Origin of the sequence: Wolbachia endosymbiont (group A) of Conops quadrifasciatus (assembly GCF_964027015.1) — a bacterium.
Taxonomy (GTDB): Bacteria; Pseudomonadota; Alphaproteobacteria; order Rickettsiales; family Anaplasmataceae; genus Wolbachia.
The window spans coordinates 1218206-1245177 of record NZ_OZ034722.1 but is presented as its reverse complement, the minus strand read 5'-3'; the positions used below and the strand labels follow the sequence as shown (position 1 = coordinate 1245177).

Below are 26972 nucleotides of genomic sequence, written 5' to 3'. Positions count from 1 at the left end.
ACAATCTCCTCCTAAGAAACTCCCTTAACTAGCGCTTCTTGTTGAACTAATATGTAGCCAAATTCCTGTGCTTTTTTGATTAAATTTTTTACAACTCTCTCTTTGTAACGTGTTTCGTAATAGCTCATTCCTTTTTCCACATACTCTTGTCCATATTTCAACATTTGGTAAAAGATGCATGCTAATTTTCTTGCTGTAGAAGTAATTGCTTTTATTGCTCCTAGCCGTTTTTTTAATCTCCTACAATATGCACCCAATGCACTTTTACTATTTCCCACAGCATAAGCAGCCATTCGCAAGGCATTCGTAGCACGATTAATAACTTTACGAGTTTTTGTTCAAAATACTTTTTCTCCTGTAATCTTATTAGCAGGGCTAAGCCCTAACCATGAGGTAAAATGCCTTTCTGATCGCCATTTATTATGATTAATGCCAACTTCCGCAATAATGGTTTGTACAGTTAGTACATCAAATCCAGGAATTTTAGTGAAATCTATACCAGTTACACGATACAATTCCTCACGCAGGGTGAAATTTGGTCTGCCTCTTCTAGACTTATTTTTTTCCTTACCTAACTCTTTACTCTCATCGGACTTCGTCTCTAATGCTTTGTAATAGTTCTCTATACTTTTATCACATTCAATTATTTTTTCTTGAAAAAAATTATATGCTTCATATTCTTGCTTTAATACAAATAAATGTTCTTCTCTATAATCGCCTGTTAATGCTTTTGCTATAGTAGCCTTATCATTCTTCATATTCACACTTCTGAATTCAGCTAGTTTTTTAGGATTCCTTTCACCTTCTACTATTGCTTTAATAATTTGCATTCCTGTGACGCCAGTAATATCGCTTGTCACTTTATGTAAATGAATATTCATTTGTACTAACACCTTTTGCATGCGATTAATATGTTTAGCAGCGTTTTCAATTAAGTTTTTACGTTGCCGAACATAACCACGCAATACACACATTTGATCATCTGGCCTAAATGATCCTTGGATTAACCCATAACTATGTAGTTGTTGAAGCCATTGACAATCCTGAACATCTGACTTTCTTCCAGGTACATTTTTTACATGTCTTGCATTTGCAAGCTTTACTTCAAGTCCATATGATTCAAGTACTTGGAACAAAGTAATCCAGTATACTCCTGTTGACTCCATGGCTACTGTAGTAACTTTACATTTCTTCAGCCATTTTGCTATGTTATGGAGATCCTCTGTAAAGCAGCTAAATTTTTGTATACGCTGTTCATCACTTCCTTCTGGTACACATACATAATGTACATCTGAACCAACATCTATTCCTGCTGCATCAGGATTCATGATCTCTAATTTACTTTTTGCTTTTTTCATAGTAACTCCCTTATTATAATTTGTAATAGGGAAACGCTTCAGCTTGGAACGGTTAGATAATACAATCTCCTAACCGAGGTAGCCTAAAAAACTCCATCAATGATTTGACCGTTCCTCCCAAAACCATGCTAAACGACGGGTACTTATGGCACCAGTGAAAATTTCGGTTATAACTTCAGAGGCGCTTCCTATACAACTATACTTAAAAACTACTAAAAACTTAAATTGAGGAGTTTCTTCCTGGTTTGACAGATTTCTTCTGTTCAGTGCTAAATGATGCTAATCTTCTATTATGCTCTTTCTGCTCTGGAGTTAATGGCTTTTTACGATACTTTTTATATGGAATTATAACATTGCTTTGCAATTTTTGCCAACCTTGATATCCAGAATCGGCATATTTTATGCTATCGATTGGTAAATATTTTTCTTGTTTCCTTATGCAAAAATCATTAATTCTACCACGATATGACTTTGACACTGATAAAATTCTTCCACCTTCTTCGATAACAATCTCAGTTTTCATAGTGTTGGTTCTTTTTTTTCCTGAATATGATTTCTTCCGTTTTTTACTATCTTCTGGTCTCTGTATTTGCTGTTCTGTAATATCAGCCAGAATCTTCAGTATTTTTTCTGGTGTCATACTTCTATCTTTTGTTATAGTAACTTTTTTGGCAAGTAATGGCTCTATTTTCTTCAGTAACCTACATACATTTGCGTTGTGCACATTGAACAGGCACCCTAAAAATCTATGTGTTATGTAAGTGCGATAGTACAAAATTACGCAAAATAACTTATCTTTTAGAGTTGGTAGTTGTGATCTTCTACCATGGCACTTTTTCTGTTTTTCAAGTCTTTCCCACCCAGACCTAACTTTTTCCACTACCTTTTCGAACTCCTCTATAGTTAAACCTGTTATATTACGAAAGTTTCTTGGGTGCTTCTTCATGTTATAGTAACTAAAGCTCATTTTTTTACCTTACTCAATCTGCTTATTCTTCTTCTACTTCTCTCACATTATTTTTTCAATCACCTTTTGCAGCAGGTCTTATGATATTATTTTTGTAACATTGTCTAAAGTGCCCAGTGTCAAGCATTGGAATGACACCATTTCCGTGAATATTGCTCTTAATTTGTAACTAACCTAAGCCATAAACATTAAGAAATTTACCAGGCAGAAAAAAAAGGCAAAAGAAGCCCTGGTTACTATCTATTTTCAGTATTGGCGTTTTTTAAGTCTTAAACACTTCAATTTAGCTGCTTTTAAATGCAACTAACCTTAGCTATAAATGTTTAAGAAATTTACCAGGCAGAAAAAAAAGGCATAGAAAACGCGTGGTAGCTAGTATTCAAATTCTCCCTTGTCTATTTGACGTCTTTTACTGTCTTAAACGCTTTATAAGCGCGTTTCGGCTTTTATAGGTAGAAACCTAAAGTTTTATAAAGACATAAGGTGCACATAGTGCAAAAAATTAAGCATGATTTACGCCAAATACATTAAGTTTTTTTGTCATTAATCCACTGCAGAGATTGCGAAGATAAATAAATAGCTTCAGTGTTATGATAAGGGGGCTGGCGAAGGGTGTCAAGTAAGTTTTTACATCTAATTTATAGCTCCCTGCATGATACCACGTATTATCTATACCAAGGTGTTCTTCTTGTAGATATTATACCAACAATCGACTATTTTTTTTATGTCTTGTGGTTTAGTTTCTGGACCTATACTGATTCTAATTGAACACTCTGCTTGCTCTTTTGTTGCCCCCATTGCAAGCAAAACATGGGAAGGCTCAACTTTTCCAGAAGAACATGCAGAACCATTACTAACTGCAATATGATTCAAGTCAAAATGCATGAGCTGCACATCACTCTTTACTCCGGGCATATAAATAAAACTTGTGTTTGGCAGCCTCTTAGAGTTTTTACCGAAGATTCTTATATCACTGGCAAGATTTAATAATTCACACTCTAATTGATCACGTAGCTCCTTTACTTCATCCATTTTTGATAGAAGGTCTGGAATATTTTGCAGTGCAGCAGAAAGGCCTGCAATCGCAACAATATTTTCCGTACCACCACGAAATCCCTTCTCTTGTCCACCACCTATTATAATAGGTTCTATCGCAAGTTCTTTATTGAATATTAAAACTCCACTGCCTGCTACACCGCCAAATTTATGGGCGGATAAAGTGAGTAAATCCACTCCTAAATCTTCCATATTAACTTTAATTTTCCCAACACTTTGAGCAGTGTCAGTGTGGCAAATTGCTCCAAATTTGTGTGCTATTTCAGCTATTTCCTTAACAGGCTGAATAACTCCGGTTTCGTTATTTGCCATCATAACTGAAACTATTGCTTTGTTTCCTTTAAGTTTGCTTAGAATTTTTTCTAGCTCTAAAAAGTCAACAATGCCCTCCAGATTAACGGGTATTATATATGGATTACATGCAGAATTAAGAATTGAAGAATGCTCTATAGCTGAAATTACATGCAGATAGCCTGCTATTCCTCTCATAACAAGGTTATTCGCTTCAGTCGCACCAGACGTAAAAACTATTTCTTTATCACTTGGAACACCAAGAGCATCACGTATGTTATCTCTTGCATCCTGAAGAATCTTCCTCGCTTCTTGTCCTCTTTTATGTAGTGATGATGGATTGAGCGTTTGTTTTAACAAGACCTCAAATATACTTTTTTTTACATTTTCACTAATTGGAGCAGTTGCATTGTAATCAGCATATACGCAACCACTATTTTCTAAAGAGAATGGACTCATCTGTCACTTAAATAAGTTTACCATCAACTATAGCCATAACTATGTACGTTAGCTTTAACACGATAAAAAATTTATTGCAAAAACAGCGAAATTAATACATAATTAATAATTCATGTCATCAATACCTGTCAAGCAGGTTTTTATTAGGAGTTACCATGGTAGAAGTTTTTTTGAATAATGCAACAAGAAAGATAGAAGGTGAATACCGCCAAAGCAAAGATGCCAACGCGCCGGTTGTGCTGGTTTTACATCATCACCCTCAATATGGTGGTAATATGGGTAGTAAAATTGTACATGGTATATATACGTCTTTTATCGATAACAATTTTTCTGCATTGAAAATTAACTTTCGTGGTGTGGGAAAATCTACCGGAACTTTTGATAAGGGTATAGGAGAATTAACTGACGCTGCGGTAGCTATTGATTGGCTTCAGGAACATAATCCTAGCAACGTTCCAATTTGGATCGCTGGTTTTTCTTTTGGAGCATGGGTGGCTATGCAGCTAACAATGCGTCGCCCTGAGATAGTGGGTTTTATTGCTCTTTCTCTTCCGGTAACTAAGTACGATTTTTCTTTTCTTTCTCCCTGTCCAGTTTCTGGGCTTATAATACAAAGCAGTAACGATACAATCTCAGAAGAAAGCGATGTAACAGAATTAGCAAAAAGGTTAATAAATTCAGTAAAAAGTGATCACATGAAATACCATATAATAGACGATACTAATCACTTTCTAAGGGATAAAGAAGAGGAAGTGACTCAAATCGTAGATGGTTATATAAAACTGCGCTTAAACAGTGCAGCTATTTCTTTTCAAAAGGTCAAAAAAGAGGTAAGGGTAAAAGAATATGCCTAACCTTTACAAACAAGAGAAATGAGTGTAGTAATATAAATGAAAAGGTTTTGTTATGTTTAAAAAGCTATTATTTTTTGTTTTAGCTGTGTTTATGTTATCGGGGTGTTCCCTAAGTAAACAGCGTAAGTTAAAAAGTCCGTGTATAAAAAGCAATGAAAGCGTTTCATGCGAGTTGTACTCTGTTAATGATCATTGGTTAGATAAGTATAAGGCATAGGTAGTTTTAAATTGTGCTATTTTTCCTATTCACAACTTCACTAATGATCGATCTCTCAATTGGAAAATGCAGTCTGCCTTTTCTGCAAGGAGATGATTGTGCGTTACTATAAGCATAGAGCTGTTATTTTCCTTTACGTATGAATGTAGCAGTAAAAACACGTTAAAAGAATTTGTTGGATCTAAATTTCCTGTTGGCTCATCTGCAAGTAAAAGCTTTGGAGAATTTACAATGCTTCTTGCAATTGCAACTCTCTGCCTTTCCCCACCCGAAACTTCAGATACCATGCTACTTGCTTTGTTTTCCAGACCAAATTTTTCCAACATTGCTTGCGAATTTTTTTTTGCTTCAGCTTTGCTTTTTCCTGCAATGAGTTGAGGAAGCATAATATTTTCCAACACCGATAACTCTTGTAACAAATAGTGAAATTGATAAACAAAACTAAGAAAATTTCTTCTTACATGGGTTTTATGCTTATTATTGGCTTGTGTGCAATTTATTCCATCTATTGTAACTATACCTGAAGTTGGCTTGTCCAACAAGCCTGCGATTTGCAATATAGTTGTTTTTCCTGCACCTGAATTGCCAATCAGCGCTACTACTTGCCCTCTTGTGACACTTAGGTTGATGTCTTTTACAACAGCAGAATTGTCCTTGAAGCTTTTATCTACAGAAGTTAGTTCTAGAGCTACATTATCACCCATGTTTAAAAGACCCAGAAGGCATCTAAATTTTGGTAATAATTAAACCGAAAAACTGTTACCACAACCACATTGAGACTTAGCAAGGGTATTCTTTATTTGAAAACCAGAACCACTGAGATCCTCAGTATAATCTATAACTGAGTTATTTAAAAATTTTGCTGAATAATTATCAACTATTAATACAGGATTGCCATTTTCATCATTAATTACTATATCTTTACCTTTTTCGCTAAAACTGGAGTGGCTTCTATAGTCCTCGCTTTCTTCATAGTCATCATCTTCGTCTTCGTCATCAAACTCATCATCGTAATCATCATCTTCATCATCCAAAGATAGATTTTTATTCATTTGATCCATAAGAAAATTGTATTTGAAGCCAGAACATCCACCACCTGAAACTGCAACCCGCAAAACGGAACTCTTATCCCCTTCCTGCTCTGCAAGAGAGTGGATTTTTTTTAGTGCATTATCAGTTAAGTTGATGTTGTAATTTGTTGACATAGCAACCACCGTTTATTATTGATAATTTATTATAGTAGAAATTTTACATGTCAAACAATAATTTTCTATTAAGTTATGCATGCTTTCCAAGCAAAACAAAAGGGAGATACTTCAAAGAGCCAGAAGATGAGAATCGCAGCTGCTTTCAGCGTGATAGGAATCGCATTGTTCACTCTAATGCGTTTAGGAAATTGGGGTACAAAACACAAGTTTTTATCAATTACGAGCACGATTACTATCGCACTCGGCTGACTCATAGCCTTGAAGTTGCACAAATTGCAAGATCCATTGCACGCAGGCTCAGCTTAGATGAGGACATCACTGAATGCATAGCGCTTGCACATGACCTTGGTCATTCCCCATTTGGTCACGCAGGTGAGGATGCTCTAGTTCAAGTTGATAGTGAGAAGTATGAGTTTGATCATAATGTTCAAGCTATAAGGATTTTAACTTATCTTGAACAAAAACATGCTGATTTTGATGGTATGAATCTAAGTTGGGAGGTGATTGAAGGGGTTGCAAAACATAATGGTCCCTTACTTGGTCAAAACGCGGATTCTTCTACAAATAATCAGCTGTTATTAGAATATAATGAAAAATATGATCTAAAACTTGAGGAATTTTCAAGCATTGAAGCGCAAGTTGCTTCAATTGCCGATGATATTGCTTACAGTGTTCACGATCTTGATGATGCACTCAGAGCAAATTTAGTAACCATCAAAGATTTGCTGAATGTCCCTTTAATTGGAAAAATGTTTAAAGACGTAAGGAGCGGATATTCAGAATTGCCTCAGAGCAAACTCATACATGAATCACTGAGTGGAACTATAGGAACTATGATAAGTGATGTTGTTTCTCAGACTGAAAGAAATATTGAAAATCACAAAATAAAAAGCGTAGAAGACGTAAGAAGTCTAAATAAAATGCTAGTCACATTTTCACCAGAAGTTGCGAATGCTATAAAAGAAATGAAAAGATTCAACATGGAGAAAATATACAGAAGCTATAAACTGAGTAGAACGATGAACAAAGCAAAACGCATAATACAGGAACTTTTTCAATGTTTTTATGAAAACCCAGGATTACTTCCCACAGAGTGGAGCAAACTCGCTTGTGAATCTCAGCGTTCAGTAATAATATGTGACTATATCTCAGGTATGACAGATAGATTTGCCATACACGAGCACAGAAGAATTTTTGATACCTCCTATGAAATGACTTCTTTCTAATGACAGATGATCACTTCATGTCAATTGCATTAAAGCTTGCAGAAAAAAATCTTGGAAATGTTGCACCAAATCCTGCTGTCGGGTGTGTTATTGTAAAGGATGGTACAATTATTAGTGAGGGATATACAGGGATCGGTGGGCGTCCGCATGCAGAGGTAGTCGCTTTGCAAAACACTAAAGATTCAACTCATGGTGCAACTATATATATCACTCTTGAGCCATGTTGTCATCACGGAGTCACAGGGCCTTGCACTGCAAAAATCATAAAAGCTGGTGTAAAAAGGGTAGTAATTGCAACTATTGACCCAGATAGTAGAGTTTCAGGTGGAGGCATTAAAGCTCTGAAAGAAGCAGGAATTGAAGTTGAGCAAGGTATTATGCAAAAAGAGGCAGAAGAACTGAATGTCGGGTTTTTCACCACTAAAGAATTACATAGACCATTTATAGCTTGCAAAATCGCAACAACTCTTGACGGAAAAATCGCAACATTTACAGGCGATAGCAAATGGATAACAAGTGAGGATGCAAGAAATTGGGTGCATGAGCTTAGAGCAAAATATGATGCAATTATGATTGGCAGCAATACTCTTATTAACGATAATCCACTATTAACTTGCAGATTACCAGGACTTGAAAATAGATCGCCAATAAGGCTAATTATTGATAGCCAGGAAAAATTGCAGGAAGAGCATAATATTGCAAAGACTGCAGGTCCCTTGTATAGCTATGATTTAAGCAAAGAGCCAACAGCTCACTCTTCGGTGTCATTCCAGCGCGTGACGCTGGAATCTAGAAAAAAAGAAGAAGAATTGATCCCAGTGTCAGCTACTTGGATGACATCAAGAGGCTTGGCAGCAACTTGGGTGATTACAAACGACAAAGTAAAGAAAAAAATAAAAAATATTAACTACTTAGTAGTTAATTCAAACAATGCTGGCAAAGTCTGCCTAAAAGACATGGCATCAAAACTTGTTTCAGAAGTTGGTATAACAAGGTTATTAATTGAAGGTGGAGGAGTGTTAATCACAGAGCTACTGAAGCATAGTTTAATTGACAGGCTGATAATCTGCCGTAGTGGTAAAATTCTAGGTAATGATGCCATCCCTTTTATAGGAGATTTAGAAATTCAATCTATTAACAAGTGCTATCAGTTCAAAAAAGCAAAGGTAATAGATTTTGATGAGGATGTAGCTGAGGTGTGGGATAGATTGCCTTAACCTTTACATATTCAAATGAAAGGAAAAAGAAAGAGGTAGAAAATCTACCTCTGGTTATGCTAATTTATTTAATTAGTTTGAAATATTAAGCGCAGTCTTAAATTGCTGTTTAACAGCATCATTATTAAGTTCATCAAGTAATGTTTTTACAACGTCATCTTTATCACCTTGAGGTCCTTTTTCACCAATCGCATTCATTTGCTGATATGAAACATAAGCTGCTGCAGCAAAATATATAGCGGCAACAAATAGAACTGCAATTCCAGCAGGTCTAGCAATAAGTGCTAAAGATGCAGGTTCAGCAGTTACTTTAGGAGCAATTAATATTGCTGTTATTGTTCCCGCTAAAGATGCACCTGCAACTAAACCTTCAATAACCATTTTTGTTATATGTGCAGCGTTTTCCCACTTCCATATGTTATCTTTCGGCATAACAATCTCCTAAAAGTAAAACTAATAAAAAGATTAAGTATGTAGACCTGCTGCAAAAGGTGATTGAAAAAATAATGTGAGAGAAGTAGAAGAAGAATAAGCAGATTGAGTAAGGTAAAAAAATGAGCTTTAGTTACTATAACATGAAGAAACACCCAAGAAACTTTCGTAGTATAACAGGTTTAACTATAGAGGAGTTCGAAAAGGTAGTGGAAAAAGTGAGGTCTGGGTGGGAAAGAGTTGAAAAACAGAAAAAGTGCCATGGTAGAAGATCACAACTACCAACTCTAAAAGATAAGTTATTTTGCGTAATTTTGTACTATCGCACTTACATAACACATAGATTTTTAGGGTGCCTGTTCAATGTTCACAACGCAAATGTATGTAGGTTACTGAAGAAAATAGAGCCATTACTTGCCAAAAAAGTTACTATAACAAAAGATAGAAGTATAACACCAGAAAAAATACTGAAGATTCTGGCTGATGTTACAGAACAGCAAATACAGAGACCAGAAGATAGTAAAAAACGGAAGAAATCATATTCAGGAAAAAAAAGAACCAACACTATGAAAACTGAGATTGTTATCGAAGAAGGTGGAAGAATTTTATCAGTGTCAAATTCATATCGTGGTAGAATTAATGATTTTCGCATAAGGAAACAAGAAAAATATTTACCAATCGATAGCATAAAATATGCCGATTCTGGATATCAAGGTTGGCAAAAATTGCAAAGCAATGTTATAATTCCATATAAAAAGTATCGTAAAAAGCCATTAACTCCAGAGCAGAAAGAGCATAATAGAAGATTAGCATCATTTAGAATGAGAGTAGAAAATAAGATCCGTGAGATAAAGATATTTAAGATTATGTCTCATGTTTACCGCAATTTTCAGAAAAAATACAACCTGAGGTTCAATATTATTGCTGGTATTGTGAATCTTAAGCACGCCTTTTAGTTAACCTTGATTTTAGTCACCCTCCTTTCCTTCTTTTTATTGCTTGATTCTCAGCAGGTCTATACTTTAAGAATCGAGCTTTGTCAATTTTTATGTTAAACTGTTTAATACTCACAATCTCGTTTGTGAACCTATAGCTATATATAACGAATGAATTTTTTTATATATTCGTTATTAGTATTTTGCATTTCCTGAACATTTCCATGGCAAATGATCTCCCCTTCATGTAATAATGCTATTTTATCAGCTATTTTAAATGCGCTATGAATATCATGTGTAATCGTGATAATTGTAGTGTTAAGATCTTTAGATAATTTTATTATTATCTCGTTTACTATATCTGACATAATTGGATCCAATCCTGAAGTTGGCTCATCTAATACGATGATTTCTGGATTGTGTGCAATCGCCCTTGCAAGTGCTACTCTTTTTTTCATTCCACCTGATAGCTCTATTGGAAACATATCTGCTATGCTTTCCTCCAGTCCAACATCATTTAACTTCTCGATTGCTAGCTGTTTTGCCTCCTTTTTGCTGATATTAAAGCGCTTTTTATAATTAAAAGATATATTTTCCCACACTGTAACGTAGTCAAATAAAGCGGAATTTTGAAATAAAACCCCAAATTTATTTTTGCTTTTACTATTTATTTTAACAGACCCTGAGTCTGGAGCAAGCAAGCCGATAATTGTTTTTGTTAGTACAGATTTGCCGCTTCCTGAGCCGCCAAGTATGACTAATGATTCCCCTTTTAATATATCGAAACTTAGATCTTTTAGTACTGTCCTATCATCAAAAGATAAGCTTAAGTTCAATATTGATATTATGGGGTTACGCATGTATCAAAGTAATCATGTAGTTTGCTAAAATGATCAGTATGGACGATAAAACAACAGTTGATGTTGTAGCAACACCTACTCCTCGTGCACCTTCTTTGCAATGGTAACCGTAATAGCAACTTGAGACAGAAATTATGGCGCCAAATGCAGTTGCTTTAGCTAGCCCAGTTATAAAATCGTACGTATTAAAGAACTGAGCTGTGTATTTAATGTATATATTTAAATTGTGGTTAAATTCGAAGACTGCAGTGATACATCCTCCAAATATTCCTATTAGATCTGCACATACTGTAAGTATGGGAAATACTATGATTGACGCTAAAATCCTTGGTGCAATTAAATATTTGAAAGGGTTGATGTTCAAAGTTGTAAGGGCATCTATTTGCTCGGTGATGCGCATTGCACCAATTTCTGCCGCAATTGATGATCCAACCTTTCCTACCATTATTAAGCTGATCAAAACTGGTCCTAACTCTTTAATGATAGTGATTGTAACAAGTTTGGGTATTATCTGCTCTTGGTTAATTAATGAGTCACTCAAGCTGCTTTGTAAAACTATCGCCGCTCCTATAAAAACTCCAGTGAGCCCAACAATTGGCAGAGAGAAAAAGCCTATCTCTATAATTTGTTTTGCTACGTTGCTAAAATAATATGGTGGCACAAAGCAGTGGTATAGAGATTGAATAAAAAATATGAATGCACTACCAAGTCTTAACAAAAAATTGATAAAGTACCTACCAATTATTCTAACACTATTTATATCAAAAAAGCTCACTTTGTATTCATTTTAGCTAGAGGTTAGTCTTACTGATTTTATTAAAATTTTTATTAACTTTATCGCAAAGTATAGCTGAGATATGTTTTAAGTTCAACATACTTGATGTTTTAATTTAAAGCTCATATAGCTAACCCAAGAAAGGTTTCCCTACGTCATACCGCCGCGGCGCTAACGAGTAGCGGAATGACGGTTTTTCAAATTGTAGTTAAACCTAAGCCACTTTAGCTATAGGACTCAATTACATAAGCAAACCTTACTTATTTTATTATCCCTGTTTACTTCTTGTAAAAAACATGTTACTAATGAATTGAATTTTGTAGTAGAATGGAGGAAGTTTTGGCAGTTCCAAAAAGAAAAAAGTCAAAGTCAAGGCGTAATATGCATCGTTCTCATCATGCTATTGAGCCTAAGAATGTTGTGGTATGTTCAGCAACTGGGGAATTCATGTTGCCTCACAATGTAGCAGTCGATGGCAGTTACAAAGGAAAACGAGTTTTCATTAAGCAACAGGCAGAATGACTATTATGGTATGTTACCTACGGTCAATAATCACATAGTTATTGCACTTGACGCTATGGGGGGCGATTTTACGCCTCTTTCCGTAATTCAGGGTGCTGGTTTTTTTTTGGATAATCTTGTTGACCCAGGCATTAAAGTTCTTTTTCATATTTATGGAGATAAGGAAAAAGTATCTCCTTTGTTTTTGAAATATAAAAAAGTAAGTAACAATTCTGAGTTTACTCATTGTTCTGACAATGTCCTTGCAAATGATAAGCCATCTTTTGCGCTGAGACATCGTAAAGACTCAAGTATGAAAGCTGCAATTGTTGCAGTGAAAGAAGGTAAAGCTTTCGGAGTGGTATCTTCAGGCAACACCGGGGCATTGATGGCAATTTCCAGATTTATTTTAGGAACATTACCAAATATTTATCGTCCTGCTATTGTCTCTATCTGTCCAACTAAGACAAAAAGCTTCGCTTTGCTTGACCTTGGTGCAAATGTCGATTGTAATGCCGATTCGTTATTCCAATTTGCATTAATGGGAAGTATATTTGCAAAAGTAGCGCTAAAAATTGACAATCCTGAGGTTGCTTTGCTAAATATCGGTACAGAAGAAGTTAAAGGTAATGACTCAGTGCGCGGCGCTTTTGAGTTGCTTAAAAACGCTCCAGGCATTAATTTCAAAGGGTATATAGAGGCAAGTGAATTTTTAGAGGGTAATATAGATGTGATTGTTGCTGATGGTTTTGTTGGCAATGTAATGCTCAAAACAGCTGAGGCAACCGCTAGTACTTTTATCAATCTAATAAAGCAGGAAGTATTCAACTCGTGGATAGCGAAAATGCTTATTGGTATATTGTTAAAATCTAAACTAAATAAAGCATTAACGCGTTTTAATCCCAAAATTAGAAGTGGAGCTATGTTTTTAGGGCTGAATGGTATCATCATTAAAAGTCATGGAAATTCTGATGCTATTTCTTTTGCCCATGCTATAAAATTTGCAGTAAATGCAATTAGTGAAAATTTAAATCAAAAGATAATTAACGGGGTAAGTCATATTGAATAAAAGTTTCATATTAAGCACTGGATCTTATCTACCAAGAAAAACGTTGAGTAACAACGAAATTGCATCGATAGTTGAGACAAGCGATGAATGGATAAGGCAGAGAACAGGAATAGTTCAAAGGCATATAGCAGATGAAGGAGAATTAACATCAGATCTAGCTGTAAATGCAGCAAAAAGTGCTATAGAAAAAGCTAAAATTTCAGTAGATGAAATTGACTTGATTATAGTTGCAACAACAACGCCTGATAAAACTTTGCCTAGCTGTGCAACGATTGTACAAAGTAAGTTAAAATGTAAAAACGCATTTTCTTTTGATGTACAAGCAGCATGCTCTGGTTTTATATATGCAGTTACAGTTGCTGATTCGCTCATAAAATCTAACAATAGAATTAAATATGCGCTCGTTATTGGTGCTGAAATAATGTCTAGGATTGTTGACTGGGAAGATAGGTCAACTTGTGTACTCTTTGGTGATGGTGCTGGTGCAGTGATAATAAAATCGGAAATGGGTAGCAGCGGCATCATATCAACAAACTTACACTCTGATGGCAATTTGGATATATTATGTACGAACGGAGGGGTATCCTCTACTGATGATTCTGGAAAAATATGTATGAATGGAAGAGAAGTGTTTAAACATGCAGTGGATAAGTTAACAGCCTCAGTAGAGGAAACACTAAGATGCAATAATTTGAAAATCACTGATATTGACTGGTTAATTCCCCATCAAGCAAACATTCGTATTATTGAAGCAGTAGTAAAGAAATTAGATTTTCCTATAGAGAAAGTGATTAATACCGTTGATAAGCATGCAAACACCTCAGCAGCGTCAATTCCACTGGCCTTAGACTATGCAATACAAGAATCAAAAATAAAATCAGGAAATCTGGTACTGCTGATTGCAATAGGTGCAGGTCTCACATGGGGTTCCGTGTTGCTGCGCTATTAGACTTGTTCGGTAGAAGTCATAGTCCTATACCTCTTGTTTGAGTTTTGTTCTTATAACTTCCCCACAAGAACCGTGCATGCAGCTTTCCTGCACACGGCTCCACAATAATAGCATTCATAGCATTCGCTCTCATGTATATAAAGAATAGTGTATTTTTGGCTTTGGTAGTGGATTGACTAGTAAGTAATGGTTGAATTGCTCCCACTTCATACTTCTCTTTTGGCTACGTCGGTTTATCCACTTAAATGCTAGCCTTGTTATCGATCGATAGAATTGACTTAAACATCGATAATTTCCGCTAATTCCGAAATAAGACCTGCTGAGAATCAAGCAATAAAAAGAAGGAAAGGAGGGTGACTAAAATCAAGGTTAACTAAAAGGCGTGCTTAAGATTCACAATACCAGCAATAATATTGAACCTCAGGTTGTATTTTTTCTGAAAATTGCGGTAAACATGAGACATAATCTTAAATATCTTTATCTCACGGATCTTATTTTCTACTCTCATTCTAAATGATGCTAATCTTCTATTATGCTCTTTCTGCTCTGGAGTTAATGGCTTTTTACGATACTTTTTATATGGAATTATAACATTGCTTTGCAATTTTTGCCAACCTTGATATCCAGAATCGGCATATTTTATGCTATCGATTGGTAAATATTTTTCTTGTTTCCTTATGCAAAAATCATTAATTCTACCACGATATGACTTTGACACTGATAAAATTCTTCCACCTTCTTCGATAACAATCTCAGTTTTCATAGTGTTGGTTCTTTTTTTTCCTGAATATGATTTCTTCCGTTTTTTACTATCTTCTGGTCTCTGTATTTGCTGTTCTGTAATATCAGCCAGAATCTTCAGTATTTTTTCTGGTGTCATACTTCTATCTTTTGTTATAGTAACTTTTTTGGCAAGTAATGGCTCTATTTTCTTCAGTAACCTACATACATTTGCGTTGTGCACATTGAACAGGCACCCTAAAAATCTATGTGTTATGTAAGTGCGATAGTACAAAATTACGCAAAATAACTTATCTTTTAGAGTTGGTAGTTGTGATCTTCTACCATGGCACTTTTTCTGTTTTTCAACTCTTTCCCACCCAGACCTCACTTTTTCCACTACCTTTTCGAACTCCTCTATAGTTAAACCTGTTATATTACGAAAGTTTCTTGGGTGTTTCTTCATGTTATAGTAACTAAAGCTCATTTTTTTACCTTACTCAATCTGCTTATTCTTCTTCTACTTCTCTCACATTATTTTTTCAATCACCTTTTGCAGCAGGTCTTATGCTTTTTCTTCATGCTATCCACTAGAGTTCTAAGCTTCTCTTCAAGATTTTCTCCGTAAGCTTCCACTGTTACCTGGTCTATACCGCAAGCCTTGTTTCGTTTTAGTTCCTTATAGCACTCTGCAAGATTCTCTGCATTTATCAGATGCACTAACGATGTGAATTTCAATCGTTTATCTCGCTTCGCTCTTTCTACTATCTGGTCTAGTTTTCCTTGCATATTCCTCCAATCTCTGTTGTATTTGTATAGCAATCCCTATACCAGTTACTATATTGCTAACCGCTTCCCCTTGTATGTGGCTTTCCCACACTCTGAGTACTATCAGTTAGTCCGACTTCCTTCGTATCTTTCCCCAGTCCTCGCCTTTATTGACTTGTTCTAGAGTACCCTATTGGGAATACAAAGGATCTCCCAAGTTCACGTAAGTTCCATCTCAACACATGACACGGCCTTAGATCCCGATGGAGCAAGTGATATCTTGCCTTTTCGTTATCACTTATTTTGTCTTCCGCCTGCAAGAGAGCGTCAACCTCCATATCGTCAAAAATTTCGGGACTCAATACCTTCACTTTCGTTGCATCCTATATTGTCCCTTCTATTAGCCCTACTACGCTTGTTACCTTACGTAGCATAATAGTTCGTTCCAGATTGCTGGCTAGGCTTTACCTGAGTTAGATTTTCACCAACTGTTCCTTACGCACTTCTTGGCGCACCTTGCATCATGCTTGTCTGTTTTGTGTATAGAGCGGCGCACAACTTCAAACTGTCCGGGAGCGACTATTATCACACGCTTAACGTAAGGTGAAACTGCATCATAAAAGAAACAGCTATTGCCTGTTGCTTCTATAGCCACTTTATCTGTTTCTTGAAGATTTTCGATAAAATTATCCAAGTCTTTTAAGCAAAACGTTTGAATATACTCTGGCTTCCCTTCTTGCAGATAACAAGCAGTAAAGCTATTAGTATAACTCCAATGTGACGCATTTTTTCCTCCAATTGCATATTTCAATATATCAGAGTACCGGTTGTTCCAAACTCCTATACGAGGTCATCACATTTTGTGAGCCTCGCCGGTGGCAGGGGTGGTTAATCTGGGTCACGAGGTCTTCTTCCTACACTCCATGTAAGAGCAGAAAGTGCCTCAAAAGAAGTACCAACCTGCCACCTATCCACTCTGAAAAGTTATTATCTTCTCTTGCTTTCAACCAAGCAATACTTATTCATATCATCTGGGTAAGGTCACAGTCATATAATAAAAGACCAAGGACGTAAGTATTTCTTTCCTTTTGCAGAAGAATATTGTCACTTATTTACTTAACAATTCAAAAAACTTGAAAGAATAAAGATAGCTATTGAAATTATCTTGATTTACATCAGTTATCCAAGTTTGACATTGAATACTTAACACTTCCTCTATTAACGCCTTTCTGTAATGTTTACCCAGATGAGACATTATATCATCAAGTAGAAGAAGTGGTGCCTTATTGTAATGAATACACCTTGCTTTTACACTGGATAAAATAATAGAAAGCAGTAATAACTTTTGTTCTCCAGTGGAGCACAGATTTATTGGTACGTTTCTTTTTTGACAAAAAACCCGAAAATTATCGTTATGCACACCAAGGGTTACTCTACCAGTCAATGAATCTTTTTCTCTGTTTTCCTTTAGACGATTCTGAAAATATTCTGCAGTATCGTCCAAAGTTAGCTGGCTGCTGAATTTCAAACTTGCCTTCGGAAAAAGCTTACTGGAATGGTTATCAATTGTATCTTGTAATATTTTTAAAACAGACGATCGCATATGTAAAATACTAACTGCATTAACGGCCATTATGTTTTCAAGACTAGAGAACCAGTTTTTGTTCAAAATGTTCTCCCTCAATAGTTTACTTCGCTCATGTTTAGCTTTTCTATATTTCATGTAGCAGCAAGTGTAATTTTCTTCAAACAGTGAAACTATACGGTCTAAAAATTTTAATCTGTCACTTGGAGAATTAAGAAGAATATAGTCCATTTGTGGAATCAGCCATATTACATTGGATATCTTATACAGAGATGAATAACTTGATTGCGTTTTTCCATCAATTTGTATTAGTTTCTTATCAAAACTCTTTGCGATACCAATTGAATTAAAATCCGTTCCATTAAAAAAATCATAGTGCACTACCCAATCTTCATTACTGAATCTATTTTGTATCTCACTGGCTTTTGCTTTTTTCATTCCATTGCTTTTAGCAAGCAACGAGATTGCTTCAAGTATATTAGTTTTACCAATACCATTTTCGCCAGTTATTACAACTGAGCTATCATCTGAATCCAGTTCAAAGTTTGAGTGGCTACGAAAATTATGTAATTTCAGCTTTTTTATGTAGCAATGGGTAGCCATTAACCTATTCTTTAGTTTACATTCTCCTTACTTCTTCCAGAACCTCATCAACATGCCCACTAACTTTTACATTTTTCCAGATCTTCACTACTTTACCTTTTTTATCTATTAAAAAAGTAGTGCGCTCTATTCCCATATACTTTTTGCCAAACATACTTTTCTCTACCCAAACACCATATTTTTCCAACATTTCAGCATTCTCATCAGAAACTAAGGAAAATGGCAGAGAATATTTTGCTTTGAAGTTAGCGTGGCGCTTAACACTATCTTTTGATACACCAATTATCACTGTGTCAAGGGAAGAAAAATCATCTATTTTATCTCTAAAGCCTTTTGCCTCCATCCTACAACCCGGAGTATCGTCTTTAGGATAAAAATAAAGAATTACATTTTTTTTATCAAAAAATTCACTCAATGATAAATTTTCACCAGAATCTGTTGGTAAGCTAAAATCAGGTGCATTATTTCCTACTGCTAATTCCATACCTTGCTCCATTAATAACACTTTTATGGTATTATAGTAATATGGTGCATTATTTCCTACTGCTAATTCCATACCTCGCTCCATTAATACCACTTCTGTGGTATTATAGTAGTATGGTACATTATTTCCTACTGTTAATTCCATACTTTGCTCCATTGATAACACTTGTATCTATAGTAGTATATTGTAGTCAGAGTATCAAATTTTATATATAGCTAACAGATAAGATTCTTGATGGGGGCTTATTGATAAGTTTCTGCCTTGTATCTTGTAAAAAGCATCTAATGCTTTAAGCTTAAGCATTGTAAGTCATGCTCATTAGTTTCCTCATCTCTTATAGTATGGCTAGATATATAATTGGATTTCTTAGGAAACAAAATACAATTTGAAATCGCAATAAAGAAGACCTTCTTTAAATCAGTGTATCTGCCAGACTGTCTTGAGTAAACTTTACCAGCATATGCTTGTGCGCGTTTTTCAAAGCCCTTGTCGCGAGCGAGCTGCATTTCGACCACAAATGCAGCCTTGTAGAGAGGAGTATCATCACCATTGGTCTTAGCATTAATATCAGCGCCTTTCTCTACAAAGTATTTCACTGCATTTAAATTACCCTGCTCGGCAGCTAAGTGTAAAGATGTGTTACTATAATCCTCTGTGACCTGTGGTACTTCTGTGACTTGCTGCACTTTCTTCGCAAGGTATTCAACTATATCTGAGAGGCCTTTTTCATTAGCTCTTTGCAGAGGAGTCTTACCGTCACCATCAGTAGCTTTCGGATTAGCGCCCTTCTCTATAAGGTATTTTACTGTATCTAAGTGACCATTTGCGGCAGCCAAGTGAAGAGCAGTGTTATAACCCCACCCACCTTGATAAACGTCAACATCAGCCCCTTTTTCTACAAGGTATTTTACTACATCTAAATTACCTTGCTTAGCAGCCAAATGCAGAGGTGTGTAGCCCATTTCATCTTGGGCACTAATACCAGCCCCTTTATCTAATAAAAACTTTGCTATATCTAAAAGACCTCTCCTAGCAGCTATATGCAAAGGTGTTTTACCATGATTATTTTAGTATTTATATCAGCTCCTTTATTAATGTACTCTTTAACCTCATTAAGATTAGATCGTTTTACAGCATTAATTAGCTCTAAGTTAAGCTGTTCTAGAGACATCACTGTTTGGCTATTTTGAGTAGTAGCCCCTTGTGACGTTCTGTTGTAAATAAGTTGATCTTCATAACCATCAAAATAATCTGCAGCCTCGCCTACTGTTTCCCGAGCTCTCTCCCTATTCTTCTTCGTATTCCACTTATTCCGTACACGCTGTTTACTTAAACCTTTCTTACCTTTTTTACTTCGCTTTGAACGACTAAGTTTAACTGTATCATCTATTAGCCCACTTACCCCTACATCACTAATTTTATCACTAAGACTTTTTTGCTTTAAAGTGCTAGACCGTAACATTAAATCTCTTGTAGCTATTTTACCAGTTAACTGTTGCTGACCTATACCCATTTCACCCTCCTTAAGTATAACTAAAAATTACTGCCACTATAAAACCAAATAATTGTAAACAATTTATGTAAATACCAAATTTAGCTTGCTTATAACGCAGATATTTTTAGTGTCAACAATTTTTTTGACAAATTCCATATGGATTAAAAAACTGTTTTTATTGCAAGAAATCACATTGTTTATTTGGAACTGCTGTACAGTCCCAGAGTGTGATAGTATGATAAAATGTGAGAAAAAAATACCATCAAAGGAGGAATTATGGGACAAGTATTACATGGGTGTGCCAAAACAACAGAGACGATTCGTAGAGCAATACAAAATAGTAAAGAGAGCATAGCAAAACTCTCAAAGTATTATAACCTTAATCCAAAAACTATTATTAAGTGGAGAAAACGCTCATTCACTAAAGACGCTGATATGGGTCCAAAACATCCAAGATCAACTGTTCTAACTTTAGAAGAAGAAGCAATAATCGTCGCATTTCGGAAGCATACACTTCTACCATTAGATGATTGCCTTTATGCCTTGCAGTCTACAATTCCGCACTTAACTCGTTCTAGCCTGCATCGCTGTTTACAAAGACATAACATTAGCAAACTGCCAGATGTTGATGGTGAAGCTAAACCAAAAAAGAAATTTAAGAAATATCCTATAGGCTATTTCCATATTGATATTGCAGAAGTCAGAACAGAGGAGGGAAAACTATATCTATTTGTTGCTATAGATAGAACATCCAAATTCACCTATAGACCTGCTGCAAAAGGTGATTGAAAAAATAATGTGAGAGAAGTAGAAGAAGAATAAGCAGATTGAGTAAGGTAAAAAAATGAGCTTTAGTTACTATAACATGAAGAAACACCCAAGAAACTTTCGTAATATAACAGGTTTAACTATAGAGGAGTTCGAAAAGGTAGTGGAAAAAGTGAGGTCTGGGTGGGAAAGAGTTGAAAAACAGAAAAAGTGCCATGGTAGAAGATCACAACTACCAACTCTAGAAGATAAGTTATTTTGCGTAATTTTGTACTATCGCACTTACATAACACATAGATTTTTAGGGTGCCTGTTCAATGTGCACAACGCAAATGTATGTAGGTTACTGAAGAAAATAGAGCCATTACTTGCCAAAAAAGTTACTATAACAAAAGATAGAAGTATGACACCAGAAAAAATACTGAAGATTCTGGCTGATGTTACAGAACAGCAAATACAGAGACCAGAAGATAGTAAAAAACGGAAGAAATCATATTCAGGAAAAAAAAGAACCAACACTATGAAAACTGAGATTGTTATCGAAGAAGGTGGAAGAATTTTATCAGTGTCAAATTCATATCGTGGTAGAATTAATGATTTTCGCATAAGGAAACAAGAAAAATATTTACCAATCGATAGCATAAAATATGCCGATTCTGGATATCAAGGTTGGCAAAAATTGCAAAGCAATGTTATAATTCCATATAAAAAGTATCGTAAAAAGCCATTAACTCCAGAGCAGAAAGAGCATAATAGAAGATTAGCATCATTTAGAATGAGAGTAGAAAATAAGATCCGTGAGATAAAGATATTTAAGATTATGTCTCATATTTACCGCAATTTTCAGAAAAAATACGACCTGAGGTTCAATATTATTGCTGGTATTGTGAATCTTAAGCACACCTTTTAGTTAACCTTGATTTTAGTCACCCTCCTTTCCTTCTTTTTATTGCTTGATTCGCAGCAGGTCTATAGTTCCTGGCTCTAACCCAGATAGCGCTACCCCTTTGTTCATTACTTTCTCCTTCTCCCATGATGTTTGCTTCAGGGTCAAGTCTTGTAATAAATCCTGCAAACATTGCTGCTGTCTTTTTCCTGACTAATTCTGCATCATCGTATTGATCAAGTTCATAGAGCTTTAAAAGTACTGTAGAAAGCCACGGTATTCCTCGTATTTGCCCAGGTCTTAGTGGTCTGTAGATATGCAAAACCTCACTTGCTGGCACTCTTACTGATTCTCCAAATGATCCTTCACCAGGGTGTTCTCTAAATAGGTAATACGCTTCCCTTTGCCCCAGTCGATTAAACTCAATCCCGTTTCTTATTACATTACCATTGGCGAGTAGTTGATTACTTTTATTATCTAAATGCTCCGACTCCAGTACTTGTAATTGCAACGGCACACATAGACCATCTTCGGATTTCCTATTACGCAAACGTACAAAACATTCCCCTCCTTCTATCATACTCCTACAAACCAATGCCTGTAGTCCATAAAAATCATTTATTCCGTCACTGTCTGCTTCATCTGTCCATTCCAGCCATAATTCTTGCACTTTTTTCCGAAACTCTGCATCCCTTGCTTTTGACTGTGGTTTTATTCCCGTACCAACACAATTACTCACTATCGTATCGATTATGTTTGCTGCATATGGGTTTTTCTTACCATGTCACGTGATCGACTACGTAAAGTTTCAAGGCTCTGCGAAAGTAAATTGTTTATACTTCCTGACTCTCCTTGCCAATACATTACCCTTCTTCCAGATCCACCCGCATCCCATGCTGAACCTTTTGCTTTTGGTGGTTTGTTAAATAATTGCTTGAAGCTTTTTAGTAGCATTTACAAAATTCCTTTACTCGTTGAAAAAACAATCTTTCTCTTGGATTTTTGACTTACGGTTTTCAGCTCAGCTTTAATTCTTTGTCTTAAGTCTAATAGATCTTTTATCTGAACTTCCCCGTACCGCACAACATGATCTCCATACCCAATCGATACTACTCGTTTCCCACTTTGCAGCTTTTTTATCGCTTTTTCTACCTGCTCTAAATATTCTTGGCTATACATCAACTTTTTTCACTCAGCCATTGGCTTTGCCTTACTTTCTTTACCTTTTTAACTTTTTCACCTGCCCACTTACTCTCTGGCCAACGATCAATTCCAAGGGCAATAGACGCTGCTCTTGCGTAAATCCGGCAATCTAGTACTTCATTTCTTTCTCTTACCTTTTGCCACTCTTGTTTAGTGTACCCTTTCACTACCTTGCTCACCAATTGCTCTGCTGTTAGCTGCTTAAAATATTCAGGCCCATACTCCGGAAAATGACATTATCCAGCCGGAGTTTCTTCACCCTTTTTTAAAATATTAAGTAGTTGAAAAAGCTCTGACTTTAATATCGATACTCCTACTGGCCATAGCTTTATTCCTCTTTTTAACTTTTGCCCGCCAACTGTTATATCTACTCTACTTGGGCTACTAAGTGGCACTAGCGCTTTGTTTACACCTTTCACTGCCATTACTCTTCCAGATCCTTGATGACTTCTCACCCAATTGTATACTTCTTGTGTTGCATACCCTGCATCTACTGCCATCATGCTTATCATGTACTCAAGCCCATTTTCACCGATAAAATGATGATTTAAGAGCTCTGAAAGTTTTCCCCATACTTCTCCCCCTCCAGTATCACCTTCCAATACTTGGTAGTCTATTGACCAATTTTCTCTGCCTTTTCCCCACGCTACTACTTCTACCTCTAACCGATCTTTTTGGACATCTACTCCTGCTGTCAAAACCACTTCACCCCTTGGTACTGTGCCTACGGGGAAAAATTCTCTTCTGTTAAATAATTGCTTCCAGTCTGGTACTTCTCCTTTGTCTACCCAAGTTTCTCCTAGCGTAGTGTTTATCCAGACTTTTAGTAATTGTTCACTTTCTTTTGCATGGAGAAAATCTTCTACTGCTTGTTGCCAACTATACCAGTCAACTGGACTATAAAGACTTGAAAGATGAAACCCTTTTTTCTCCCCTTTTATTGGATTAGTAGGCCTCCACTCTCCACGTGCTAGCATTTCTGTCTTCTGGTGATTTTCTATTTTTCCACCACATTCTATGCACATGTAGTGTGCTGTACTTGGTTTTTTCTCTTCCCACTTTATTTGCGACCATTTCAGCACTTGATAGTGATTACAATTCGGACAGGGAACAAAAAAGTATCTCTTGTCTGTATCCTCAAATTCTTTTTCAATCCTACTGATTCCATGAATCGTTGGTGTTGACACTAAAAAAATTTTTCGCCTTGTAAATGTATTAGTTCGGGCAATACTCAGTAGTACTGGGTCGCCTTCACCTCCTGAGTCTCCTGGATACGCATCAATTTCATCTAAAAAAAGATATTTTACTGGCATTGAACGTAGACCCACTGCACTGTTTGCCCCTGTTACTACTACCGTTCCTCCGGGAAATTCCTTACTTTGTACAGTATTGCCTGAATCTCTCGATCTTGGATCTTTTACCTTACTTTTTAAACATGGCGTTTCTTCAATCAGTGGCGCAAATCTTCCTTTTGACCAGCGTTTTCCCATCTCAACTGTTGGCTGTACTACCAGCATAGGGCCTGGCGTCTGATCAATAATATAGCCTATCCAGTTGTTTCCAGCTTCTGTTCCACCTATCTGCGCTCCTTTCATGAATACCACTTTTTCAGCCGGTGAAGACGAAGATAGTGAATCCATTATTTCTCTAAGGTATGGTGTTCTCTCTGTCCTCCATTTCCCTGGCTCTGATGATGCTATCGTTGAAAGTTGACGATTTCTATCTGCCCACTCTGATACTTTTAGTGGTAGATCGGGCTTTAATCCTGCATAGAAACTACTACTATATATCATCTGCTGTCATTTTCTATTTTTTACGGCTAATACTAAATCTCATCGGTAATAGCACTTTTTGCCTATGTATCGAAGTTTCCCAATAACAAGTATAAAAGTGAACTTTGATTAAAAGATGTTACAGTAGACTTCTTTTATAGCTGTTTCTCCATACAGTACAGAAACCTCTTTGTTGGCTCTGTTAACCAATACTATAAACAGCATCCTTACAATTGTGAGATTCAACCACTACTTGCTCTAGCGTTAAACTGCTACACTTAGCTTCCTTACTGTGATTTTCTTCAAGCACTTTTATCCTTTCTTCTTTTATTTCTTCAATGAATTTTTCATTAACTTTCTCAGGGTCAATCCTTTCTTCAGAATATACAAGGTTAGTACAATTTGTTTTTCTGTAGTAATGTACTCCAAGGCATACAATTAGTAATGCAACCATACTCGAGCCTATTAGCAACGATAATCCTATATTATTACTTAAAGGATTTTGATAAAATGTTTTTACGTTATTAACTCCACCTATTGCAAGTAGTCCTATCGGAAGTGCTATATTTGTAGCTACTACTGCTGTCAATAACGCTGTAAATATTGGCCTATCTTTGATTACTGCTTCTACTTTATTCCTTCTACTAATTACTTTTTCATCAATGTTAATGAAGTTTTTTTCACTTTTCCAAGCGTTAAGTGTAAAATTTGAATGAGTACCGTTGCTGTATTCCAGTCTTACTGATTTTATCACTTTATCCTTTCGCTGGTACTCCAACACTTTATTCAAAGTTTCATTCGCATTTTTTCCCTGTATGTGACATTCTTCAGTACTTTTAAATTGCTTTACTGCACAAAATATTGGACTAATTGCAAGCAATGAAGTAATTGCAACGATCGGTATAGTGATATAGAGAGGGCTGTTTGCAAAAAACCCGATAAATTGAGCTTTATCCTGTAAATATACTAAAGCTGCAGATGTGCTAAGTACAAGAGCAGTGATACTGAAAATTATAAATCCTTTCTGCTGCACTGCATACTTTACTCTTGGCCGAATTTTATTTATTTTCTTTTCTGTTTCAACTAATGAAGTTTCTGAATTTACTTCACCATCACTTTTTTCTGGTGAGTTAGTTGAAAGTATAACTGAACTATCATGATTTAATGATATATCCTCCCATTCTTGACTACCGCAAGACTCACTCATTTCTGTTTCTTGAGAATTTGACCTTGTCACCTCTGCACTTCTATTATCTATTCCACTATCACTTTCTAAACTCCTTTTTGAAGATTTTTTACTTGGGTCTATAGTTGCATAAATATGTTCCTCACTCACTTGTTCTTCTACATTATCTGGTTTTTCTTCACATGATTCTAACTGAAGACGTGGTGGTTTTGCTGGCGCTTTCCCTTCACTCAGAAGAGGTTTTGAAATATTATTCTCTGCTTCTTCATGGGATGATGCCTCATTATTTGTTTGCAACGTTAATTTTCTAGGTAATGGCATTGGTTTTAATCCTTGATCTGTTTGTCCTATCATATTTGATCCAAAATTGATTATTATGCTACGTTTACTACGTTACATTTATTAAAATACAGTAAATATCACCAATTTTATTTTACCATTAACATCTATCTCTTTTGCATATCATAACCCTATCTGCCTTAACTTTTGCACTTTTATGCCACTCAGAGCAAAAGGTATTCTCTGTCTACAATAGATATCTGCTGATGCCTTACTTAAAATTATTATTACAATCAATATACGAATTAAGCTTGCTAAACTAATACGGCAAAAAAACTTTTTCAGTAATTTAAAGTTGTATGTTATCCCCACTTTCCACCAACCCTTCCAATGCAACTCTGATTTCCTCAGTCAGTATCTCATGGACCTTTTCTCTATCATTCATCGATGCCAGTAGCGCTGATACTCTGTCTGGCATATTTAAAAGATTGTTTCTTACTACTCTTGCAACATTAAATGCTTCGGCTTTTATTTCCTCTATCGGCACTAGTTCGCCTATTTCAGCTTTTGCTTTTGCCTCAAGCAGTTTTCCTCGCTCCATCTCATTTTTTATCCGCGTTTTAAGCAACATCGTTGAAAGATCACTAGTTTTTACCCTTTCTCCCCCTCCTTTTCTCCTCAGTGGCTGACTTGGATCTCTTATTGCTACTACCGCTTCATTTGCTTGTTCTCGGTCAATGAGTCCATCTTCTAGCTCAACTATTCCTTTCTTTACTAAATAACATAAGACCTGCTGCAAAAGGTGATTGAAAAAATAATGTGAGAGAAGTAGAAGAAGAATAAGCAGAT

23 protein-coding genes and 8 pseudogenes are annotated in these 26972 nt (G+C 35.9%); 9 read left to right on the top strand and 22 right to left on the bottom strand.

Annotation, left to right across the window (positions count from 1 at the left end; translation table 11 throughout):
* Nucleotides 1–11: 11 nt before the first annotated feature.
* The 3 genes and pseudogenes from AAGD69_RS06440 to AAGD69_RS06430 all read right to left on the bottom strand — a co-directional run bounded on the left by AAGD69_RS06440 (nucleotide 12) and on the right by AAGD69_RS06430 (nucleotide 4131).
* Nucleotides 12–1358 (bottom strand): annotated as a pseudogene (locus AAGD69_RS06440) (IS110 family transposase).
* 244 nt (nucleotides 1359–1602) lie between these two features.
* Nucleotides 1603–2304: pseudogene (locus AAGD69_RS06435) on the bottom strand (transposase family protein); the annotation flags it as partial.
* A 690-nt stretch (nucleotides 2305–2994) separates the two neighbouring features.
* Complete coding sequence (locus tag AAGD69_RS06430) at nucleotides 2995–4131, bottom strand: cysteine desulfurase family protein (protein WP_341812064.1); 1137 nt, start codon at nucleotides 4129–4131, stop codon at nucleotides 2995–2997.
* Nucleotides 4132–4286: 155 nt separating this feature from the next.
* On the opposite strand from AAGD69_RS06430, the gene AAGD69_RS06425 reads away from it, so the two are divergent.
* Nucleotides 4287–4985: an alpha/beta hydrolase gene (locus AAGD69_RS06425; RefSeq protein WP_341812063.1), complete on the top strand. Its 699-nt coding sequence runs from the start codon at nucleotides 4287–4289 to the stop codon at nucleotides 4983–4985.
* A gap of 246 nt (nucleotides 4986–5231) precedes the next feature.
* Here the strand turns inward: AAGD69_RS06425 and AAGD69_RS06420 are convergent, their stop codons facing one another.
* Both AAGD69_RS06420 and AAGD69_RS06415 read right to left on the bottom strand, forming a co-directional pair.
* The gene (locus AAGD69_RS06420) at nucleotides 5232–5906 is read right to left on the bottom strand and encodes an ABC transporter ATP-binding protein (protein ID WP_253309781.1); all 675 of its coding nucleotides are present in this window, start codon (nucleotides 5904–5906) and stop codon (nucleotides 5232–5234) included.
* A gap of 39 nt (nucleotides 5907–5945) precedes the next feature.
* On the bottom strand, nucleotides 5946–6407 hold the full coding sequence (locus AAGD69_RS06415) for a HesB/IscA family protein (protein WP_341812062.1): 462 nt from the start codon (nucleotides 6405–6407) through the stop codon (nucleotides 5946–5948).
* Between the two features lie 47 nt (nucleotides 6408–6454).
* Between AAGD69_RS06415 and AAGD69_RS06410 the strand changes: the two genes are divergently transcribed.
* Entirely contained in the window at nucleotides 6455–7636 is a 1182-nt protein-coding gene (locus AAGD69_RS06410; protein ID WP_341812061.1) for a deoxyguanosinetriphosphate triphosphohydrolase, read from the top strand.
* Nucleotides 7636–8853, top strand: coding sequence for a bifunctional diaminohydroxyphosphoribosylaminopyrimidine deaminase/5-amino-6-(5-phosphoribosylamino)uracil reductase RibD (gene ribD, locus AAGD69_RS06405; RefSeq protein ID WP_341812060.1), 1218 nt, complete (start codon nucleotides 7636–7638; stop codon nucleotides 8851–8853). Before AAGD69_RS06410 ends, ribD begins: the two co-directional genes overlap by 1 nt.
* A gap of 72 nt (nucleotides 8854–8925) precedes the next feature.
* On the opposite strand, the gene AAGD69_RS06400 is transcribed toward ribD, so the two are convergent.
* A complete protein-coding gene (locus AAGD69_RS06400) occupies nucleotides 8926–9285 on the bottom strand; it encodes a hypothetical protein (protein ID WP_341812059.1) in 360 nt (119 codons plus the stop codon).
* A 143-nt stretch (nucleotides 9286–9428) separates the two neighbouring features.
* Here AAGD69_RS06400 and AAGD69_RS06395 point away from each other — a divergent pair, with 143 nt between their 5' ends.
* Entirely contained in the window at nucleotides 9429–10241 is an 813-nt protein-coding gene (locus AAGD69_RS06395; protein ID WP_410529845.1) for a transposase family protein, read from the top strand.
* 137 nt (nucleotides 10242–10378) lie between these two features.
* Here the strand turns inward: AAGD69_RS06395 and AAGD69_RS06390 are convergent, their stop codons facing one another.
* Nucleotides 10379–11080, bottom strand: a complete 702-nt coding sequence (locus AAGD69_RS06390) for an ABC transporter ATP-binding protein (protein WP_341812057.1) — start codon at nucleotides 11078–11080, stop codon at nucleotides 10379–10381.
* Nucleotides 11073–11855, bottom strand: a complete 783-nt coding sequence (locus AAGD69_RS06385; RefSeq protein WP_341812056.1) for an ABC transporter permease — start codon at nucleotides 11853–11855, stop codon at nucleotides 11073–11075. The genes AAGD69_RS06390 and AAGD69_RS06385 overlap by 8 nt, the downstream gene beginning before the upstream one ends.
* A gap of 339 nt (nucleotides 11856–12194) precedes the next feature.
* Here AAGD69_RS06385 and rpmF point away from each other — a divergent pair, with 339 nt between their 5' ends.
* The 3 genes from rpmF to AAGD69_RS06370 are packed head-to-tail and all read left to right on the top strand — an operon-like array spanning nucleotide 12195 to nucleotide 14374.
* Entirely contained in the window at nucleotides 12195–12377 is a 183-nt protein-coding gene (gene rpmF / locus AAGD69_RS06380; protein WP_096617771.1) for a 50S ribosomal protein L32, read from the top strand.
* Nucleotides 12378–12387: 10 nt separating this feature from the next.
* Nucleotides 12388–13425, top strand: coding sequence for a phosphate acyltransferase PlsX (gene plsX / locus AAGD69_RS06375; protein ID WP_341812661.1), 1038 nt, complete (start codon nucleotides 12388–12390; stop codon nucleotides 13423–13425).
* Nucleotides 13418–14374 carry a beta-ketoacyl-ACP synthase III gene (locus AAGD69_RS06370; RefSeq protein WP_341812055.1) on the top strand — a complete coding sequence of 319 codons (957 nt, stop codon included), beginning with the start codon at nucleotides 13418–13420 and terminating at the stop codon, nucleotides 14372–14374. The genes plsX and AAGD69_RS06370 overlap by 8 nt, the downstream gene beginning before the upstream one ends.
* Nucleotides 14375–14503: 129 nt before the next feature.
* Here the strand turns inward: AAGD69_RS06370 and AAGD69_RS06365 are convergent, their stop codons facing one another.
* The 9 genes and pseudogenes from AAGD69_RS06365 to AAGD69_RS06325 form a co-directional block, all read right to left on the bottom strand.
* Nucleotides 14504–14704: a hypothetical protein gene (locus AAGD69_RS06365; protein ID WP_341812054.1), complete on the bottom strand. Its 201-nt coding sequence runs from the start codon at nucleotides 14702–14704 to the stop codon at nucleotides 14504–14506.
* Between the two features lie 43 nt (nucleotides 14705–14747).
* The gene (locus tag AAGD69_RS06360) at nucleotides 14748–15560 is read right to left on the bottom strand and encodes a transposase family protein (protein WP_410529829.1); all 813 of its coding nucleotides are present in this window, start codon (nucleotides 15558–15560) and stop codon (nucleotides 14748–14750) included.
* 80 nt (nucleotides 15561–15640) lie between these two features.
* On the bottom strand, nucleotides 15641–15883 hold the full coding sequence (locus AAGD69_RS06355; RefSeq protein WP_341812053.1) for a hypothetical protein: 243 nt from the start codon (nucleotides 15881–15883) through the stop codon (nucleotides 15641–15643).
* A 493-nt stretch (nucleotides 15884–16376) separates the two neighbouring features.
* Nucleotides 16377–16661 (bottom strand): annotated as a pseudogene (locus AAGD69_RS06350) (hypothetical protein); the annotation flags it as partial.
* Between the two features lie 309 nt (nucleotides 16662–16970).
* Nucleotides 16971–18050 carry a DNA replication/repair protein RecF gene (gene recF, locus AAGD69_RS06345; protein WP_341812052.1) on the bottom strand — a complete coding sequence of 360 codons (1080 nt, stop codon included), beginning with the start codon at nucleotides 18048–18050 and terminating at the stop codon, nucleotides 16971–16973.
* A 16-nt stretch (nucleotides 18051–18066) separates the two neighbouring features.
* Nucleotides 18067–18534 (bottom strand): thioredoxin-dependent thiol peroxidase, encoded by a 468-nt coding sequence (bcp, locus tag AAGD69_RS06340; protein ID WP_341812660.1) that lies wholly within the window; start codon nucleotides 18532–18534, stop codon nucleotides 18067–18069.
* Nucleotides 18535–18836: 302 nt separating this feature from the next.
* Nucleotides 18837–19052, bottom strand: a pseudogene (locus AAGD69_RS06335) (PD-(D/E)XK nuclease family transposase); the annotation flags it as partial.
* 51 nt (nucleotides 19053–19103) lie between these two features.
* Nucleotides 19104–19580 (bottom strand): annotated as a pseudogene (locus AAGD69_RS06330) (ankyrin repeat domain-containing protein); the annotation flags it as partial.
* Nucleotides 19571–20047, bottom strand: coding sequence for a hypothetical protein (locus AAGD69_RS06325; RefSeq protein ID WP_341812051.1), 477 nt, complete (start codon nucleotides 20045–20047; stop codon nucleotides 19571–19573). The gene AAGD69_RS06325 and the pseudogene AAGD69_RS06330, both read right to left, overlap by 10 nt.
* Nucleotides 20048–20305: 258 nt before the next feature.
* On the opposite strand from AAGD69_RS06325, the pseudogene AAGD69_RS06320 reads away from it, so the two are divergent.
* Nucleotides 20306–20794, top strand: a pseudogene (locus tag AAGD69_RS06320) (IS481 family transposase); the annotation flags it as partial.
* 100 nt (nucleotides 20795–20894) lie between these two features.
* Entirely contained in the window at nucleotides 20895–21707 is an 813-nt protein-coding gene (locus AAGD69_RS06315; protein ID WP_410529838.1) for a transposase family protein, read from the top strand.
* Between the two features lie 51 nt (nucleotides 21708–21758).
* Here AAGD69_RS06315 and AAGD69_RS06310 read toward each other — a convergent pair.
* The 5 genes and pseudogenes from AAGD69_RS06310 to AAGD69_RS06290 all read right to left on the bottom strand — a co-directional run.
* Nucleotides 21759–22637, bottom strand: a pseudogene (locus AAGD69_RS06310) (phage portal protein); the annotation flags it as partial.
* Nucleotides 22638–22862, bottom strand: coding sequence for a gpW family head-tail joining protein (locus AAGD69_RS06305; protein ID WP_341812050.1), 225 nt, complete (start codon nucleotides 22860–22862; stop codon nucleotides 22638–22640).
* Nucleotides 22862–24679, bottom strand: a pseudogene (locus AAGD69_RS06300) (phage terminase large subunit family protein). The gene AAGD69_RS06305 and the pseudogene AAGD69_RS06300 overlap by 1 nt, the downstream one beginning before the upstream one ends.
* Before the next feature lie 181 nt (nucleotides 24680–24860).
* Nucleotides 24861–26198 (bottom strand): hypothetical protein, encoded by a 1338-nt coding sequence (locus AAGD69_RS06295; RefSeq protein ID WP_341812049.1) that lies wholly within the window; start codon nucleotides 26196–26198, stop codon nucleotides 24861–24863.
* A 274-nt stretch (nucleotides 26199–26472) separates the two neighbouring features.
* A complete protein-coding gene (locus tag AAGD69_RS06290; protein WP_341812659.1) occupies nucleotides 26473–26964 on the bottom strand; it encodes a hypothetical protein in 492 nt (163 codons plus the stop codon).
* Nucleotides 26965–26972 lie beyond the last annotated feature (8 nt).

Bases quoted from the DNA above. Each gene is read 5' to 3' on its own strand.
- AAGD69_RS06410 (WP_341812061.1), top strand. From the start codon at position 6,455: ATGTCAAACAATAATTTTCTATTAAGTTATGCATGCTTTCCAAGCAAA.
- AAGD69_RS06395 (WP_410529845.1), top strand. From the start codon at position 9,429: ATGAAGAAACACCCAAGAAACTTTCGTAGTATAACAGGTTTAACTATA.
- plsX (WP_341812661.1), top strand. From the start codon at position 12,388: ATGTTACCTACGGTCAATAATCACATAGTTATTGCACTTGACGCTATG.
- AAGD69_RS06415 (WP_341812062.1), bottom strand. From the start codon at position 6,407: ATGTCAACAAATTACAACATCAACTTAACTGATAATGCACTAAAAAAA.
- AAGD69_RS06360 (WP_410529829.1), bottom strand. From the start codon at position 15,560: ATGAAGAAACACCCAAGAAACTTTCGTAATATAACAGGTTTAACTATA.
- AAGD69_RS06430 (WP_341812064.1), bottom strand. From the start codon at position 4,131: ATGAGTCCATTCTCTTTAGAAAATAGTGGTTGCGTATATGCTGATTAC.
- AAGD69_RS06425 (WP_341812063.1), top strand. From the start codon at position 4,287: ATGGTAGAAGTTTTTTTGAATAATGCAACAAGAAAGATAGAAGGTGAA.
- AAGD69_RS06305 (WP_341812050.1), bottom strand. From the start codon at position 22,862: ATGTATAGCCAAGAATATTTAGAGCAGGTAGAAAAAGCGATAAAAAAG.
- AAGD69_RS06325 (WP_341812051.1), bottom strand. From the start codon at position 20,047: ATGGGTATAGGTCAGCAACAGTTAACTGGTAAAATAGCTACAAGAGAT.
- AAGD69_RS06390 (WP_341812057.1), bottom strand. From the start codon at position 11,080: ATGCGTAACCCCATAATATCAATATTGAACTTAAGCTTATCTTTTGAT.
- AAGD69_RS06315 (WP_410529838.1), top strand. From the start codon at position 20,895: ATGAAGAAACACCCAAGAAACTTTCGTAATATAACAGGTTTAACTATA.
- AAGD69_RS06420 (WP_253309781.1), bottom strand. From the start codon at position 5,906: ATGGGTGATAATGTAGCTCTAGAACTAACTTCTGTAGATAAAAGCTTC.
- ribD (WP_341812060.1), top strand. From the start codon at position 7,636: ATGACAGATGATCACTTCATGTCAATTGCATTAAAGCTTGCAGAAAAA.
- bcp (WP_341812660.1), bottom strand. From the start codon at position 18,534: ATGGAATTAGCAGTAGGAAATAATGCACCTGATTTTAGCTTACCAACA.
- AAGD69_RS06400 (WP_341812059.1), bottom strand. From the start codon at position 9,285: ATGCCGAAAGATAACATATGGAAGTGGGAAAACGCTGCACATATAACA.
- AAGD69_RS06355 (WP_341812053.1), bottom strand. From the start codon at position 15,883: ATGCAAGGAAAACTAGACCAGATAGTAGAAAGAGCGAAGCGAGATAAA.
- AAGD69_RS06295 (WP_341812049.1), bottom strand. From the start codon at position 26,198: ATGATAGGACAAACAGATCAAGGATTAAAACCAATGCCATTACCTAGA.
- recF (WP_341812052.1), bottom strand. From the start codon at position 18,050: ATGGCTACCCATTGCTACATAAAAAAGCTGAAATTACATAATTTTCGT.